Genomic DNA, 17,207 nt, shown 5'->3' with positions numbered 1-17,207 from the left:
TCTCTTTGATCAAATTAATTTGATTCATTTTTTTGTACTGATATTAAGGTATTTTTGGAATATCTTAATTTTATTTGTATGAAAATATTTATCAGTAATATAGTAGTAAAATAGGCAAGTACTTGTAGCCCATTAGGTCTTGCAATATAACCGGTAACAATATGTAAGATTTTACCTATCATACTTCTATCTGCTACTAACCATGAACTATCCCAAAGTTGATCGGATAAAAACATAACTAGACCGGAAGAGGTTAAAATACCTGCAGCACTTGCTGCAAATCCACCTGCTATTAGCATTAATAATACTGTAGAGATTTTAAAAATATATTTTTGATTAGCAATCTTAATTAAACCGAAATATATTACTAAACCAAGTAAGAAGCCACTTGTAGCACCTATTATCACTCCTTGCAAGTAAATACTGCTTGATATTGTTTCAACTGAAGATATGCTATATACTAAAATAATAATTTCTGCACCTTCTCGTAATATGGTAGTGGCAACTAAAAAAACCAACATGAAATAACTGGCATTACCTTCATGAATTTTTACCGATAAGTCGTTTATATGTTGCTTTACTTTTATACCGTAACCTTGCATCCATATTATTGTCCAGCTAATCAGAATTGTTATTAGCATCATAATTCCGGAGTCGAATAACTCGTCGCCTATTCCGCCAAAAGATAAAGATAATTTACGTGTAAAAAATGCAAAAATTGAAGCACATACTACTCCAAGCATTACTCCGGCAATAATATAAAGACGAGATTTTTCTATTTGTTTTGTTACGGCGAGTATTACACCAAGTAATAAAGATATTTCTAAACATTCACGAAACACTACTAAAGCAATTTTAAACATATTTTTATCTAATCATTAACAATTATAAAACCCTGAGCCGTATCTTGATGAAAATCTCCAAAAAATTCATATTTTCCAGGATTAAGCGGTGCAAGTATAATATTTATTGACTCATTTGGCATAACTATTTTTTCACGATGTAAATCATGACTTTCAAATTCTTCTACCGTATCATCTTCATTATGAACAATTAACCTTATCTTAGTAGATTTTGGTACTTCAACTATATTCGGAACAAACTTATGATCTTTTATAGCTATCCTTACTTCTAATATATTATCATTTGTTTTATTATCGGAACTCTTATTTGTAGAGATATAAATGATTGTTGCTAGAAATATTAAACCTACTATTATAATAATAATATTTTTTTTAATAATTTCCATACTAAACTCCTAGCTTAATTAAAGTTTAAAGTAAGATTCTTATATACTCGTTTAATTTGAAAAATTGGTGCAAAGTCTTATAATAATATATGCTACACTCCGAGGAATTTAGATTAATTACTCTTTTTTAAATTAAATATTCTTCATTTGAGTTTCAAATTTTTAATAAACACCAAATTTATCCTACAATTTTTATTAAAGCTATAAGATATACAATTATTATCATTATGACAAGGATAGATAATAAAATATAATTTTTTTGTTTTTTGTTAGCCCTATTTTCAAACTCCACTTCTAGAGGTAATTTATGCGTCAATCCGGTACTCGCATCCTCACGTACTTCTTTGTACGCTGCGGTGCTGTGTGCCGTTTCTCCTTTAAATTCCTCTCTATAAGCGAGTTTGAAAATAGGGCTAATATCCGATATTTTAGGCTGTTTCATATTTATTTAATTTTGTTTAAAGTCTCCTAGTTCAAGCAAAAGATATTCATTGATCGGTAACGATTCATGAGAAATAATTTTATTTATGTTAGAACCTAAGGCTTTAAATGTTTTGCCTTCAGCAATAACACTGCGTGTTCCAACCGTTACTTTACCTTGCAAGGCATAAGAAAAAATTAAAGGATATGTAATATCGCCGATTTTCATATCTATTTGTTGTCCTTTTTCTTTAGAATCATATAATATTTTACCGTTTGATAAGCGAGTAATTTTAGCATTAAAGCTTACTTTTTCACCACATAATAAAGGAACACGATAAGCTATTTCATCGTCATAAATTTTAACTTCATTACTTTTAACAAAATTTTGCGGTAATATGGATTTTAAAATTACATTAACTTTATAATTATAAGCATCATCGAAGATAATATTACTATTATTAACGGCATATTTTGCTGGAATAATAGCTTCTCGTGCTTCTCCTACCATCATACCGATTATTACATTATCTAAGCCAAGCATTACAGGAGCAGAGCCTAAAGTAAAAGTCTTAGTATCTTCAGATATTAAAGTATTGTTCATATCTGATATTTGATAAAATACGGTAACTACATGTCCGCAAGAAGTGGGACCGATATTACCGCTACCGAGCGTATTAATTTTGAACAGTGTTTTTACTAAATCCTTACGTACTTCAATAGTGTAATCATTAGGATTGATAGGTCCATTTAACGGTTGTAAAATATTTTCAAAAAATGCTTTCCCTTCTTCGGTTTTAAGAGCATTTATTACTATTTTTGAAACCGTACGTTCAAATAAGTTACCGTTTAATGAAATAGGGGGTTCATTATTTATACTAGTTTGGTTTTCATCAGTAGATGAATTATTTGAAGTCGTTTGCTCTACAGTTGTAGGATTATTATTGTCGGGGGCTATTTTTAACTTTACTATATTGTAAAGTATTAGGATTACAATTATTAAAGATAAAAATTTCTGCATATATATAATATTTTGATACAACAAAGTTTACTATAACAATCAATTGCTTAATAATCAAATGAGAATAAAAATAATTTGATTATTATAAGCAATTAGTCTAAATTTTAAATATAGAATTTTTTTAAAATATATAAAGTGGTAAAAAGTGAAAAAATTTATATTTTGTTTTTTATGTTTATGGATGTTAAACATATTTGCTGCTTCTAAAACTTATCCTAATAAGCTTAATCGTTGTAAAATTACTAGAAATATATTTAATGATTATGAACCAAAAGTTTTTGAGACTACTAATAACTTATTACGTAAAACAGGAAGATTATCAAAATTTTACGGTGAAAAAATATTAATTAAAGGAAAAGTATTAGATCAAAATTGCGTACCGGTTGCAGATGCTAAAGTTTATCTATGGCAAGCAGGGAGTAGCGGTAAATACCCTTATGAGCCTTTAAAAACTAGAGTAGATAAAAGAAGGTTCGCAAATAAAAGTGATTCAAGCTTTACCGGCTCAGGCACTGCTACTACTAATAATCAAGGGGAATATTACTTTGTTAGTATGTTGCCTTATAAATCTTCCCGTTATTTAAGAAGTGCAAATATAAGAGTAGAGCATCCTAGCCTTACGACTCTAGAAACACGTTTAGATTTGTCTGATAAAAATATGTGTGATAATGAGTGCGGTGAAGTAAATCCGATATTGATTGAACCGCAAGAAAATATGCAGTCTTATTGTTTTGATTTAGTGTTGCAAGGTACGACGCTTAAGAGGTATTGATGTTGTATTCGTAACGTCATGAGCCACGCAGCCTACGGCTGCGTGGCAATCTCAGAGCTTTGACAGAAGATTGCTTCGTCAATTACTTACGTAATTTCCTCGCAATGACGCTTTGTTTCTTGCACTGGTGCTTCTAAAGGTTTTTTTATCCCGCAACTACATAATACAACGCATATAAGTGCTAATACGAATAAATAAAATGTCTTCATTATATAAATTATTATATGACCTTAAGAAATTATAATAAATATCTTTTATATATTATAGTATTTTTATTACCTATAATAATTTTTATTCCTAAAATTCATGCTAAGCTTTATAATAAGCATCAAGATACATTAGAATTTTTAAGAGGTTCAAGCGTTCCTGATAATATAATTTTTTTTGATGAAGAAAAAAATCAATATTCTCTTGATCAGTTTGAAGGAAAAACTATATTGTTAGTATTTTGGGCTACTTGGAGTGCTCCTTGTGTCAAAGAAATGCCTGATCTTGATATATTGCAAAAAGATTTTAGGAAACTACCTTTTTCAGTAATTCCAATTTCAGAAGATTATCAAGATATAAAAGTTGTTAAAGAATATTTTAAAAGCTATCAAATAAGATATTTACCTATTCATCATGATTATAGAAATCAATTATTTAAAGCCTTAGGGGTTGTTAGTTTACCAACTAGTATACTAATAGACCCAAACGGCAAAATAATCACTAGCTTTGTCGGTAATACAAATTGGTATGACGAAAAAGTTAGGAAAACTATTTTATCTGCCATTCCTGGAAATTATCCTGAGCCTAAAAATAGTTATAACGAGCGATCTTTGAATAAACCGGCTAAGCCTTTGCCGCCTGTAAAAAAGGATATAATTAAAAATGAGCAAAATAATGAATGAAGTGAATAAATTAACTATAGCAAATGCAGAATTTGAGCAGGTAATAGCAAAACGTCAGATAAGTAAAATAGAGCAGTTATTTGCTTCGGTTTTCGGTGATTCTAAAGACGTAATTGCTGTTTTGCGTCTTAGCGGTATTATCGGTAAAGTAAGTAGCGTGCAATCGGGCCTTACGTTAGAATCGTTAAATGAGCTAATAGAAAAAGCCTTTAAAATAAAGAAACTAAAAGCCTTATGTTTAATTATTAATTCCCCGGGCGGCTCTCCAGTACAATCTGAACTTATCGCAAAACGTATTCGTGACCTTGCTAAAGAAAATAAAATAAAAATTTATAGTTTTATTGAAGATATGGCGGCTTCAGGCGGATATTGGCTTGCTTGCAGTGGAGACCTAATATATGCTTCTTATAGCTCAGTTATTGGTAGTATCGGAGTAGTATCAAGCGGATTTGGATTCCATGAAGCGATTAATAAACTTGGAATAGAGCGTAGAGTTTATACGGAAGGAAAAAATAAAGCAATTTTAGATCCTTTTAAACCTATTAATAAAGACGATCTTAAAATTATCAAAGATTTGCAAAAGCAGGTTTATGAGCATTTCGTTGATTATGTAAAAACAAGAAGAGTAGGGAAGTTAACACAACAAGACGAGATTTTATTTAACGGCGAATTTTGGGCAGGACAAACGGCTCTTGATTACGGCTTAATTGACGGTATAGGTGATATATATAGCATAATGAAGGAAAAATTCGGCGATAATATTAAGTTTCAATATCTATGTGCTAAGCAGCCTTGGCTTAAAAAGAAACTCGGTATGTCAGGTAAAATATTGGCAGATAATTTTGCTAACTCTTTAATTGATACAGTTGAAAATAAAATTATTAACGATAAATTTGATATAAAATAATATGACTATAACACAAGTTAAAATTAAGAAATTAGAAAATTTTTCAGGCAGTTTGCCGGAATATGCTACAGAGCATAGTGCGGGAATGGATTTAATAGCCGCAAACGACCAGCCTATAACAATAAAAGCCGGCGAAATACAGCTAATTCCAACGGGCATTGCTATAGCACTACCGGATTTGTTTGAAGCACAGATAAGACCTCGTTCGGGTCTTGCCGTTAAACACGGTATTACCGTTGCTAATTCGCCTGGTACTATTGATGTAGATTATCGAGGTGAAATAAAGGTGATTCTTATTAATCTCGGTAAAGAAGATTTCGTTATAGAAAAAGGCATGAGAATTGCACAGATGATAATATCCAAGTACGAACGTATATTATGGAAAGAAAGTAGTGTGCTTGAGGAAACAGTGCGTGGTAGCGGTGGCTTCGGCTCTACAGGTGTTTAAGGATTCTAAAAATGTCATTGCGAGGAGAGGCAAAGCCTCGACGCGGCAATCTCATGAAACAGTACAAAATTCCTGGGATTGCCACGCTCCTTTTAGTCGCTCGCAATGACGATTAGGTATCCACGCAACAAATCATAAAACTTATGAAAATCACAATAAAATTATTAATTGCTATATTCTTATTATTAGCTTTAAAAGTAAATGCTAATTCTGATCCTGTAGATAATATTAAGCAGATTTTTACCTATATTGATAAAAAAAACTGGTCACAGGCTGAAGATTTAGCTTGTGAGGTAAATAATAAAGCTTTAATAAAAATCGTACTTTCTCAGAAATATTTAGATAATAAGTATTTAGATAATAGTTTTGAGCAAGTAATAAGGTTTTTACGCAATAATCCGGATTGGCCTCAAAATAAATTACTCGAAGAAAGAGCCGAAGAATATCTAAATAATAATACAAATAAAAAAGTAATTTTTGATTGGTTTAGTAAACATCCCCCTCTTACCGGTAAAGGTTATAAATTTTATGCGGCAGCTGCAAGTAGTTTAATCAAAGATCAGAAAATATTACTACCTGTTATTAAAGAGGCTTGGGTATATGCTAATTTTACTCCTGAAGAAGAAAATGCATATTACAATAAGTGGCATAAATATTTAACGGCAAATGATCATTTAGAGCGAATAGAAGAGCATTTATGGAAAAATGATATTAGGTCTGCTGAGCAATCGCTAAAATATGTAGATCAATGCTATCATAATTCTTTTAAAGCACAAATTGCGATTATCAATAAATCGCCAAATGCTGAAAAACTTTTTAGAACTATACCTGAAAAATATTATACTTCTGGTTTATTATATCGTTATTTAGATTTTAAAAAAACGCAAAAACCGACGAGTGGAGATATTGCTTTATTTAAGAAGGCTAAAAATAACCGTAAACATTTTGCTAAATGGTGTCGTATTCAATATTATTATGCTCGTGAATTCATCGATTACAAAGATTTTGCCAACAGTTATAGAATGGCAACGATGCCCTTTGCTACTTGCCCTGAAACTATAAGGGAGCAGGAGTGGCTTGCAGGTTGGCTTTCTTTAAGCTTTTTAAAGAAGCCTGATCAAGCATTAGTACATTTTAATAAGTTTATCAAGGTAGTTAAAACTCCGATTAGTTTGGCACGTGGGTTTTATTGGTTAGGCCGCAGCTATGAAGCAAAAGGCGATAAGCAAACGGCTAGAAAATTTTACGAGCAAGCAGCCAAATATTCTTTTACCTTTTATGGGCAGGTAGCAAATATTGAATTAAATAGGACAAAGTTAGTTTTGCCTCCTATTCCCGTAATAACTTCTGAAGAAAGGAAAACTATAGAAAATAAAGAGATTATTAAAGCAATAAGGTTACTGGTTAAATATAATAAACACCACTTAGCCATGATATATTCCAAAGAAGCTATTAAAAATACTAAAAGCCCTGCAGAAATTCAAATAATTGTGAATATTATTAAAGGATGTAATAATACCCATTATATGGTTGATGTAGCAAAGATTGCCGCTCAAAATAATGCTTTTATTCCAGATTGTGCTTTTCCAACGCCTTATAATCTAGCAGGTTTGCCTATTTCATCCCATTTAACTTACGGAATAATGAGGCAAGAGTCAGTCTTTGACCATAAGGCAGTGAGTTATGCAAACGCCATGGGGCTGATGCAGCTTATTAAAGGTACTGCTTGTGATACCGCAAAATCTATAAATATGAAATGTAATGTAGCAGATTTAACTAGGAATCCGGTATATAATATTAAGCTTGGTTCGCATTATTTCAAAAAACTATTAGATGATCATAAGGGATCCTATATTCTATCTATCGCTTCTTATAATGCTGGAAGTCATAAGGTAGTAAAATGGATCGATAGATTCGGTGATCCAAGGGATATAAAAGATACAAGAAAAATTGTTGACTGGATTGAGTTAATACCGTATTCTCAAACTAGAGATTATGTTCAACGGGTACTTGAAAATATTCAAATTTACCGAACAATCTTGAATAAGAATAATAATTTATATTTTAAATGTGACTTACATGCTTGCGATATATCAAAAAGTTAATTTTATTAATACTTTTGACATATGGTAATATATTAAGTATGATATGGGAACTAAAAAAACATAAATTAAGGAGGAGATTATGAAAAAACATATAGAGCAATACCTTAAAAAGCAGCGTAATGATATAAATACTCAAGTAAAGAAATATAAACAAGAACTTGATGCAATTGGCATTAAATATGACCATAAATCTGCACATGTTGAAGTTCCAAATCATGCTACTGGCGGGTTTGAATATTTTAAATGGGATTGGATGACAAGCACTACGGGTAGTCATTCGGAAATAGTGCCAATGTTTAAGAATATAGTAAGAACTTTAAAAGAAGCTAAAAGTAACCCAGCCCAGTATGAAAACTTAGTATCTAACTTGGATGCTAGTACTAAAAATGCACTTGATGCTACTATTAAGAGTAATAATATTACTGTACCGATACAAGACACTAATAAGTTAATAGCGGAAATATTAACAGGAATGCAAATATGGTTAGATACAAAAAGTCATATTCCTCTAGAACTTAAGCAAAAATTCTTAGAGTTAGGTTCTAATAATTTAGAAGAGTTTATAGAAAGTGCTTCTAATAAATTTAATAATAAATGGATCGTTAAAGAATTTATTGATAATGCTTTTGTACCACCTAGAGAGGAAAGTAACAAATATCTAGCTGATAGTGGTTGTGATTTAGCTGAACAGCTATGGACTAAAATAGAAAACCTTAGAATGAGCGAAAATTCAACTGATGAATTTGAAGATGATGAAATATCAGATGTTTCGGCGAATAAACTTGGAGATAAAGTAACGCTTACTAATGGTGCTGAATTTGAAGTTAAGTCTATTCTGAAATGTCTATCTGATAAAGGTTTTATGGATATGATTTTAAAAGAAGTGCCATATAATACTCGTGAACCGCTAGAAAAAGAAATAGCATTACAGTTTGTATATAATAATATACAGGAAGGTCGTATCGATAAATCAAGCACTGTTAATATGATTAATTCTTTTGGTAATGCATCAACCTTATTAAGTTGGTTTGTAGAATATAGCGATCTTAATATTGATGAAATAAAAGCTAAAGAAGTAGAGATTACAGGCGGTGATTCTTATTTAGACTAGTTTTTTAATATTGTTCTCGTTTCTTATGTCATTCCCGCGAAAGCGGGAATCTAAATTTTTCCAGTGTTATACCATGGCTTGTACCTGTGGTATCCAAAAATAATATTTTTATTTGGATCCTATAGTCAAGCGAACTAGGTGACATTTGACATTAAAGGTTACTGGATTCCCGCTTTCGCGGGAATGACACAAAACAAATTATCTTCCATGATTCTTAAAAATTTATCTTTACTAATAATATTATTCTTTTCAATATCAGCTTTTTCTGCTGGCCATAGTCTAAAAGATATCCCTATTACTGTTGTTGCTCCGGCAACAGGTGCTGATAATAAGACTTTATCGGATTTAAAAAATATTAACGGACTAAATTTACAGATTCCCTCTAAGTGTTTTGTCAAAGGCAAGTTACCATTTCTTGCAAGTAGCGATGAAGTAAGGTCTAATTGCCTGCGGGATGCGTTATTTGATAAGTCTGATAATGTAGTATGGAGTTTACGAGGCGGTTACGGCTGTGCTAGAATAATTCCCGATTTACTAAAGCTACCAAAACCAAATAAAGAGAAATTCTTTATAGGGTATAGCGATATAACGGCTTTACATCTTTTTCTATCACAAGAATGGGGATGGAAAACTATTCACGGCAGTAATATAGCCGATCTCTTAAAGTCGGAAAAAGATCAAGGTAATTTTACCAAGCTTGCTGAAATATTAAAAGGTAAAGTAAAGCAGGTTACTATAGATAATTTAATGCCTCTTAACGATATAGCAAAATCAAGTGATCTTGTTAACGGCAAACTAACAGGCGGTAACTTAACTATGCTGCAAACTAGTATAGGCACAAATTGGCATATAAAAACTAAAGGCAAAATTCTTTTTTTAGAAGATGTGAATATAGTTGCTTTTAGATTAGATCGTGAGCTTTTGCACTTAAAGCAAGCAGGGTTGCTTGAGGATGTTAAGGCTATAATATTTGGTTCACTTGATAAAGATTCTGAAAACACAATGTTAGTGCTTCGTAATTTTGCAGATAGTTTAGATGTACCGGTATTTAAAACAAATAGATTCGGTCATGAAAAAATTAACGATCCGATTATTTATAATACGGATAGTAAGATTATTAAAAATAAAGGATTTAAGTTAGTGATGAGGTTGTAAACGCTATTGCGAGCAGGCATTGCCCGCGTGGATACCACCTCGTCATTGCAAGCGACTGAAAGGAGCGTGGCAATCCAGAAAATAATTAAAAAAATGCTAAAAATTAGCATTTTTTACTGGATTGCTTCGTCAAAACTTACAGTTTTTCCTCGCAATGACGTTTTTTACAGTTAACTCTACCTACTCAAATGTAAATAATCATTATATTTTGATAAATTCAAATCATAAGAAAAGAACTTATTTATAATATAGTGTTCAAGTAATTTTACTAATCCTGCTTTATGTCTATTTAAAGTCTCGATGCTTAAAGCTATTTCCGTCGTTTGTATGTAGGGATCGGTACTAGTTATTTTTACGTAGGCAATAGTAATATTGTTATTCATAACTGGATTCCCGCTTTCGCGGGAATGACATAAAAGGGACAGAGAATTACATTCCGTAAATCCGTTTTCTAGTAACATCAAACTTTCTATAATAAGTTGCGGAGAGAGTCCAAGCTCTATTTCTTTCTTAGTCGGAATAGCACCGGTTTTATAATCCAGTATAGTTATATTGTTTGATTTATTAATTTCAATTCGGTCAGCTATACCGATTATTTTTATATCTTGATCTGCAATATTTAAGCATAATTCTCCTTTAACCTCAAAATAGATTTCTTTGCAGTTTTTTCGGCGTTCTATATCAAATAAAATAAAAGCTTTGCTGAAAGCCGTGAGTTTTATTTGCCAAGTTTTTTTTGTATAGGTTGGTAAAATAGTGCTATATAAAATATGATTACCGATATTTATTAAAGCATTTTGTTTATCAAGCAAATTTAAATTAATATATTGTTTGTCGTAATTTTTAGAATATTCCTCTAAAACTTTATGAATAAAATTACCGAAATCCGATATTTTAGGCTCTTCCCATATATTATCTTTTTTACGTAGTCCAAGAATTTTCTTAGCATAAAAACCGTATGGGTTTCTTATTAATGTTTCTATGTCGGTTACTGATAAGACGCTTGGGAAAAATGTACTGAGGATTGCTTTGTCATCCCGCGACTTGATCGCGGGATCCAGAAAAATATTGCCACTTTTATTAATCGCATGGATACCGTGGTCAAGCCACTGTATGACATACTTAAGTTGCAGCTTCAAAAATAAATTACTCGGCACTGACCACTTCCCATCATATTTTTTAGCATTCAGTATAACTATTTGTTTATTTTGTAGAAATAAATTGAAGTAATCTGAATATAGAGTAGGGGTGATTTCATCGTAATCTATATTTAGTATCTGCAAGGCTTTCTTGCTAAGCCATGGGTGAGCTTTAGCAGTAGGGGTCCAATTTTCATTATTAAAATGCGGTAATATAATTAAGTTAAATTCGCATAATACTAAATCTTCCGGTGATCCTATAATAATATTGGCAGAGTCGGTATTTTTGTAATATTTGATATTAGAAAGTAGAAAAGAGAAAATTTTAGGAAAATCCTTTTTATCCGTTAAATTTATATGTTTACTATATGCGGTTAAATTTGTTAAAAACTCAAGTAGTTCTATTCCTCCTTCTTTTTCCCAAATAGTAGGCAAAAGTTTTTCAGCTATTTCTTTAGTTAAGGTTAGAATAGCTTGTATATTATGTAGAGTATCGGTAAATAAAATATCTATTAAGTTACGGCAATACTCCTTTGTATCCTCGTTATCAAATTGTAATTGCAATAAATATTTCGGTGAGGATATAAAACGGTTTTTATTAGATAGCATTAACTCTAATTTTTGTATGGTAGGGCAGTTAATTAAAGGATTTTTAAGTAATAAAAATAGAAGTTTTAAATCAAAATTATTACATAATATTTTAATAATGGAAGTTAGTAATTCGCTGATATTAGTAAGCCTTAAGTCATTACCTAGTAGATCTTTATATTTATAGTCAATTGATTTGGACTTTCCTACATCGTCACTCATTGCTCTCCTATTAGTTATAGGTTTTGCTTCTCGCTCCTTGTATGTAAATCCAACTGAATTGACTATATCTAAAAAATTACAATATGCTCTTTTAAGCTTATTATTATCTGTAACGATTGCAATCCGTTTATCTTTATTACTGCTACATATATAGGCTATTTGTGTAGCTTCTTCATAAATGTCATTAGGTTCATGATAAGATATACCATCGCTAATCTGCTTGGAGGCTGGGTTATAGTGAATTATGTAATCCTTTAATTTTTCTTCAAATCTTTTTAAAAAAACATTAGGCTTGAATATTCCGGCGAGTATTACCTGCTTATGCCCCTTTTTTATTTTTATTATTTCTTCTTGTAATAGCTTTGATTTATAAACTGCTTTAGTTTGTTTTTGAGTAAACGATATTTCTTCTTGCCATCTTAAAAAGCAATATTCTAGAAATTTATAAATCTTTTGCCAATAGTTAGAATTGTTATAGACTTCAATTAATTTTATGTCGATATTATTGATTATAAGGTCATTAAACAATTTTCTTAGAATTTCTGCAGCTTTTAACGATTCATTTTTATTAAAGGGTAATTCTTTATATTCAGTAATTATTTTTGATATAATAAGAAGTTCTTCTATTTTAGATACATAATCCGAATCGGTTTTTTTTGCAATAAGAGAATTAAAAGGAATAATGATAGGTAATTTAATTTTATATTTATCGGTTAAAATCTTCTTTAATTCTAGGCATGAGAAATTATTAGGCAATATTATTTGAACTTCTGTACCTTTACCTAATTTATCAATGATATACTCAGCAAAACGTTTCAAAAAAGAATAATCAGCAGCCATAAATAATGTTTTTTACGATAATATAGCAGATCAAAGGTCCGAAACAAATCTTATTTAAAACGATAATATAGTACAATAAATAATATTTGATTATTAGTTTCTTATTAAGTATCTTAAAATATATTAATTTAAATTTTATAAATAAGGTATCATATGAAAATTTTTATTATATTATTTACTATTATAGTCTCTATAACATCACGAGCTTATGCTAATAATTTAAACTCACATATAGCTTATTGTGATAATATACAAGTAGAACAACAAGAAGATTTAGTAATACAAAAATTAGTTAAACTATTTGCGGCTGAAACAAATTGTATTATTAGCGGCTGTTTACAACAATGGGATGTGCAAGATAATCGGGTAAAATATTCAATTGCTTGGCAAGAACAGTGTGGACCTGTAATTTATGGTCAGTATCAACTAGGAGACAATGGTAGAGGTTCTACTTTCGTATGTGAACGCTTCTAAAAATTCCGTATGTTGTTGGCCGCTTGGATATGAATATAATAAAGCGTTTGTAATATGTTCATCTGATAATATTGAAAACTAATATTTACTTACTAGCTTTTATGAGTTCTTTAAATAATTCTAAATCTACTCCATTATCGTTAAGATATTCAGGATGCCATTGAACGCCGATAACAAATTTATGTTTCGTTGATTCAATGGCTTCAATTATACCGTCTTCTGCTTTTGCAGATACAATAAGATCATTACCAACTTGTTTAACAGCTTGGTGATGAGTCGAATTAACCATAGTTTGTAGCTGATTATTAGCTATTTTAGCAAGTTTAGTATTTGCTTCTATATTAATTGCATGCGAAACTATGTTTTTAGGCGAAGGTTGTGTATGATTAATTACAGTTTCAATATAATCAGGAATATGTTTAATAAGCATACCCTTAAAAATAACGTTTAATAGCTGCATACCTCGGCATATACCTAAAACAGGAATATCTCTCTCTAATGCTTTCTTTAAAACTAATATCTCAAAATTATCACGTTCTTCATTGGAAATGACTACATCTTCAGCATATTCCGGTTCATAAAATTTAGGATGTATATCCTCATCACCGCCTGGAATTACAACACCGTCAAGAAGATTTATAAGCCGATCTATTGTATCACTTTGATAAGGTAATAATAGCGGTACACCGCCGGCTGCAATAATCGCATCGGTATAGTTTCTTCGCAAGGCGTACCATGGAAAAGCAGCGTAAGTATATTTTTCACAATTTTGAGCTAAATCAGGTGTAACACCTATTATCGGTTTTTTATACATTTTATTATCGTTTTACTATTTTTCTGTCAGCTATGTCATTCCTGCGTGGATCAGAAAATGTGTTCGGTGTCATACCGTGGCTTGACCACGGTATCTAAAAAACAATTTAAAATACTAATAATATTAGTATTTTAAGCTGGACCCCATGATCAAGTCATGGGGTTGACAGTGGGAAAAATAATCCATGCAATAACATCTCCGTAGGAATTACATATAATATATTTACTCCTCAATATGCGGTGGTGTTTCAAAAGTATGGAACGGCAGTGGTGAGGTAAGTGTCCACTCTAACGTATCAGCTCCATCGCCCCAAGGATTATTTGGGCAGTCTTTACCGTATTTTAGCGTGTAGAAAACGATAAACACAAAATAAAGAGCAGCTACCATAGAGATACCTGCTCCTATCGATGACACCATATTCCAGCCGGCGAAAGCTTCAGGGTAGTCCGGTATTCTTCTTGGCATGCCCGCAAGACCTAAGAAATGCTGCGGGAAGAAAGTTAAATTAACGCCTATAAAGGTAATCCAAAAATGGATTTTGCCTAAAATTTCTGGATATTGTTTACCGGATATTTTGCCGAACCAATAATAAAAGCCTGCAAATGCCGTAAATAAAGCACCGAGCGACATCGTATAATGGAAATGTGCAACAACATAATATGTATCGTGCAGAACTCTATCAAGTGCCGAATTTGATAGGATTATGCCGGTTACGCCGCCAATCGTGAATAATATAATAAATCCTATCGAAAATAACATAGGAGTTGGGAATGTAATCGAGCCGCCCCACATAGTCGCTATCCAACTAAATATTTTAATGCCCGTCGGAACTGCTATAATCATCGTTCCGGCAGTGAAATATATAAGTGCATTATAAGAAAGTCCGACTGTAAACATATGGTGAGCCCATACGATAAATCCGACGAAACCGATTATTACCATAGCTCCAACCATACCTTGATAGCCGAATATAGGTTTGCGTGAAAAAGTTGAAATAACCTGACTTACTATACCAAAGCCCGGAAGTATTACGATATATACTTCAGGATGACCGAAAAACCAAAATAGATGCTGAAATAATACAGGATCACCGCCGCCGTCAGGCTTAAAGAAAGTAGTGCCAAAGTTACGATCGGTAAGTAGCATAGTAATAGCTCCACCAAGTACCGGCATAGCAAGAATTATTAGAAATGCGGTAACTAATATAGACCAAACGAATAACGGCATCTTAAAAAGCCCCATTCCTGGAGCTCTCATATTAAAGATAGTAACAATTAAGTTAATTGATCCAAGGATTGACGATAGGCCGGTTAAATGTAAACTGAAAATAGTCATATCGACTGCTGCTCCCGGGTGACCGCTCAAATTACTTAAAGGAGGGTAGAGTGTCCAGCCCGTTCCCGGTCCGCCGTCAACAAAAGCCGATCCTATAAGTAAGGGAAAAGCAGGAACTAATAACCAAAAACTGATATTGTTAAGGCGTGGAAATGCCATATCGGGAGCCCCTATTAATAGAGGTACAAAATAGTTACCAAAACCACCAAACAAAGCCGGCATAATCATAAAGAATACCATAATAACCGCATGTGCCGTGATAAGCACGTTATATAGCTGGAAATCATGATTTAAGAAAGTGCCGCCGGGCATTGCAAGCTCTAACCTGAAAAGCAGTGAGAATAAACCGCCGACAATTCCAGCAAAAACGGCAAATATGATATACATAATGCCGATATCTTTATGATTGGTAGAAAAAAGCCACCGCCTCCAACCGTGCGGGGGATGGTGGTCATCGTGGTTTAGCTCGTTCATAGTTATATCCATAATTATTATTCAGCCTGTTTTAATTTTTTGATATCTGCTCCGACAATGGCCGGAATATTGCGAGTGATTTTATCATAATCCCAATCCCACCATTGAATTTTAAGTAATGGCTCAACTATCTCATCAGGAAATCTATAGCGTATTACCTTTGCAGGATTGCCGGCAACTATAATATACGGTGGTACATCTTTAGCTACTACTGAGCAAGCACCGATAATTGCTCCGTCACCTATATTAACTCCAGGCAAAACGGTAGAGTTTGTACCAAACCATACATTGTTTCCGATAATGGTATCTCTTCTTTTATTAGGAGAAGGCGTATAATTATTCCAGTTTTCAAAAATAAAGAAAGGATAAGTAGAAAACCCGTCCATCGGGTGATTCATATCATCGGTTATAAAACTAGTACCCATAGCAATAGCACAAAATTTTCCTATAATCAATTTAATAAAATAAGCCCCTTGGATATTTTCATATTCAAATTTCTCAGGGTGGTTAGCGTCATTATAAGTAAGTGTAATCTCCGACTATTATATTTGGATTATGGATAAAATGTTTTAAAAATATTGTTTCTTTCGCTTGTTTAGGGACAAGATGGGGATAAGGGTTATTGTGGTTAGTCATATATTAAAAAATTTAAAGTAATAGTTTTGATTTATATAGTATTTCATCTACAAGTGAATTATTTAAGCTTAGAATTTTTTTTGCTTTACGTGCTTTAAAATCCATAGATCTAATTTGATCACACAATACTGCACCATTTATAGAATCTATATTTATTATTACTTCAAATGGGTAACCTTTAATCTGACTAGTAATAGGGACAAATAAAGCAAGATTACTTTTAAGGTGGTATTTGTAGGTGCTAAGCACAATAGCCGGTCGTATTTTTTTAATTTCATTACCTTTTTGAGGATCAAAATCAAGCCAAACTACATCACCTCTTTCAGGTATATAAGCTACCATGACTCATTACCTACCGTATCATCGCTATTAAATACCTCATGATGACGATTAGCATCAGTAATATCATCTAGTAAAATATCTAATTCAGAGGTTTTAGCACTAATAAACAAACCATCATCAGTTATTTCTAGATTAACAACTATTCCTTGCTTAAAATGTAGTTTTCTAGCTAAAACTTGAGGAATTCTAACTCCTAAACTATTTCCCCATTGTTGAATTTGAGCTTTCATAAGCTTACCGTCAATAATATGTATATACTTAGTAT

Annotated in this window: 17 protein-coding genes and 1 pseudogene; 8 read left to right on the top strand and 10 right to left on the bottom strand. The window is 31.9% G+C overall.

Features of this window, described 5'->3' with window-relative positions; all coding sequences use genetic code 11:
* Nucleotides 1-14: 14 nt before the first annotated feature.
* From RAS_RS03705 to RAS_RS03690, 4 genes are all read right to left on the bottom strand, one after another.
* Complete coding sequence (locus RAS_RS03705) at nucleotides 15-863, bottom strand: FTR1 family protein (RefSeq protein ID WP_147142467.1); 849 nt, start codon at nucleotides 861-863, stop codon at nucleotides 15-17.
* An 8-nt stretch (nucleotides 864-871) separates the two neighbouring features.
* Nucleotides 872-1,249: a cupredoxin domain-containing protein gene (locus RAS_RS03700; RefSeq protein ID WP_147142464.1), complete on the bottom strand. Its 378-nt coding sequence runs from the start codon at nucleotides 1,247-1,249 to the stop codon at nucleotides 872-874.
* Nucleotides 1,250-1,427: 178 nt separating this feature from the next.
* Nucleotides 1,428-1,691 carry a palindromic element RPE1 domain-containing protein gene (locus RAS_RS03695; protein ID WP_147142461.1) on the bottom strand — a complete coding sequence of 88 codons (264 nt, stop codon included), beginning with the start codon at nucleotides 1,689-1,691 and terminating at the stop codon, nucleotides 1,428-1,430.
* 6 nt (nucleotides 1,692-1,697) lie between these two features.
* Nucleotides 1,698-2,690, bottom strand: coding sequence for an FKBP-type peptidyl-prolyl cis-trans isomerase (locus tag RAS_RS03690; RefSeq protein ID WP_147142458.1), 993 nt, complete (start codon nucleotides 2,688-2,690; stop codon nucleotides 1,698-1,700).
* 145 nt (nucleotides 2,691-2,835) lie between these two features.
* Between RAS_RS03690 and RAS_RS03685 the strand changes: the two genes are divergently transcribed.
* The 7 genes from RAS_RS03685 (at nucleotide 2,836) to RAS_RS03655 (ending at nucleotide 10,078) form a co-directional block, all read left to right on the top strand.
* The gene (locus tag RAS_RS03685) at nucleotides 2,836-3,462 is read left to right on the top strand and encodes a dioxygenase family protein (RefSeq protein WP_147142455.1); all 627 of its coding nucleotides are present in this window, start codon (nucleotides 2,836-2,838) and stop codon (nucleotides 3,460-3,462) included.
* Between the two features lie 224 nt (nucleotides 3,463-3,686).
* A complete protein-coding gene (locus RAS_RS03680; RefSeq protein ID WP_147142451.1) occupies nucleotides 3,687-4,352 on the top strand; it encodes a TlpA disulfide reductase family protein in 666 nt (221 codons plus the stop codon).
* Nucleotides 4,345-5,259: a S49 family peptidase gene (locus tag RAS_RS03675; RefSeq protein WP_147144014.1), complete on the top strand. Its 915-nt coding sequence runs from the start codon at nucleotides 4,345-4,347 to the stop codon at nucleotides 5,257-5,259. Before RAS_RS03680 ends, RAS_RS03675 begins: the two co-directional genes overlap by 8 nt.
* Nucleotide 5,260: 1 nt before the next feature.
* Complete coding sequence (gene dut, locus RAS_RS03670) at nucleotides 5,261-5,707, top strand: dUTP diphosphatase (RefSeq protein ID WP_147142448.1); 447 nt, start codon at nucleotides 5,261-5,263, stop codon at nucleotides 5,705-5,707.
* Nucleotides 5,708-5,850: 143 nt separating this feature from the next.
* Nucleotides 5,851-7,812 carry a lytic transglycosylase domain-containing protein gene (locus tag RAS_RS03665; protein ID WP_147142445.1) on the top strand — a complete coding sequence of 654 codons (1,962 nt, stop codon included), beginning with the start codon at nucleotides 5,851-5,853 and terminating at the stop codon, nucleotides 7,810-7,812.
* Nucleotides 7,813-7,891: 79 nt separating this feature from the next.
* Entirely contained in the window at nucleotides 7,892-8,923 is a 1,032-nt protein-coding gene (locus tag RAS_RS03660) for a hypothetical protein (RefSeq protein WP_147142442.1), read from the top strand.
* 207 nt (nucleotides 8,924-9,130) lie between these two features.
* Nucleotides 9,131-10,078: an LD-carboxypeptidase gene (locus RAS_RS03655; protein WP_147144011.1), complete on the top strand. Its 948-nt coding sequence runs from the start codon at nucleotides 9,131-9,133 to the stop codon at nucleotides 10,076-10,078.
* Between the two features lie 176 nt (nucleotides 10,079-10,254).
* Here RAS_RS03655 and RAS_RS03650 read toward each other — a convergent pair whose 3' ends face one another.
* Nucleotides 10,255-12,867 carry a palindromic element RPE2 domain-containing protein gene (locus tag RAS_RS03650; RefSeq protein WP_147142439.1) on the bottom strand — a complete coding sequence of 871 codons (2,613 nt, stop codon included), beginning with the start codon at nucleotides 12,865-12,867 and terminating at the stop codon, nucleotides 10,255-10,257.
* A gap of 153 nt (nucleotides 12,868-13,020) precedes the next feature.
* Here RAS_RS03650 and RAS_RS03645 point away from each other — a divergent pair, with 153 nt between their 5' ends.
* Nucleotides 13,021-13,341 carry a hypothetical protein gene (locus RAS_RS03645; protein WP_147142437.1) on the top strand — a complete coding sequence of 107 codons (321 nt, stop codon included), beginning with the start codon at nucleotides 13,021-13,023 and terminating at the stop codon, nucleotides 13,339-13,341.
* Between the two features lie 85 nt (nucleotides 13,342-13,426).
* On the opposite strand, the gene RAS_RS03640 is transcribed toward RAS_RS03645, so the two are convergent.
* From RAS_RS03640 to RAS_RS03615, 5 genes and pseudogenes are all read right to left on the bottom strand, one after another.
* Nucleotides 13,427-14,155, bottom strand: coding sequence for a gamma-glutamyl-gamma-aminobutyrate hydrolase family protein (locus RAS_RS03640; RefSeq protein ID WP_147142432.1), 729 nt, complete (start codon nucleotides 14,153-14,155; stop codon nucleotides 13,427-13,429).
* 222 nt (nucleotides 14,156-14,377) lie between these two features.
* Nucleotides 14,378-15,976, bottom strand: a complete 1,599-nt coding sequence (gene ctaD / locus RAS_RS03630) for a cytochrome c oxidase subunit I (RefSeq protein WP_147142429.1) — start codon at nucleotides 15,974-15,976, stop codon at nucleotides 14,378-14,380.
* A gap of 5 nt (nucleotides 15,977-15,981) precedes the next feature.
* A pseudogene (locus RAS_RS09695) lies at nucleotides 15,982-16,600 on the bottom strand (CatB-related O-acetyltransferase).
* Nucleotides 16,601-16,612: 12 nt separating this feature from the next.
* Entirely contained in the window at nucleotides 16,613-16,942 is a 330-nt protein-coding gene (locus tag RAS_RS03620; protein ID WP_147142426.1) for a type II toxin-antitoxin system PemK/MazF family toxin, read from the bottom strand.
* A complete protein-coding gene (locus RAS_RS03615) occupies nucleotides 16,936-17,172 on the bottom strand; it encodes an AbrB/MazE/SpoVT family DNA-binding domain-containing protein (RefSeq protein ID WP_147142423.1) in 237 nt (78 codons plus the stop codon). The genes RAS_RS03620 and RAS_RS03615 overlap by 7 nt, the downstream gene beginning before the upstream one ends.
* Nucleotides 17,173-17,207: the final 35 nt, after the last annotated feature.

Origin of the sequence: Rickettsia asiatica, from assembly GCF_007989425.1 — a bacterium.
Taxonomy (GTDB): domain Bacteria; phylum Pseudomonadota; class Alphaproteobacteria; order Rickettsiales; family Rickettsiaceae; genus Rickettsia; species Rickettsia helvetica.
Note: the sequence above shows the minus strand (reverse complement) of the source record. Positions and strands in the feature narration are given on the sequence as shown.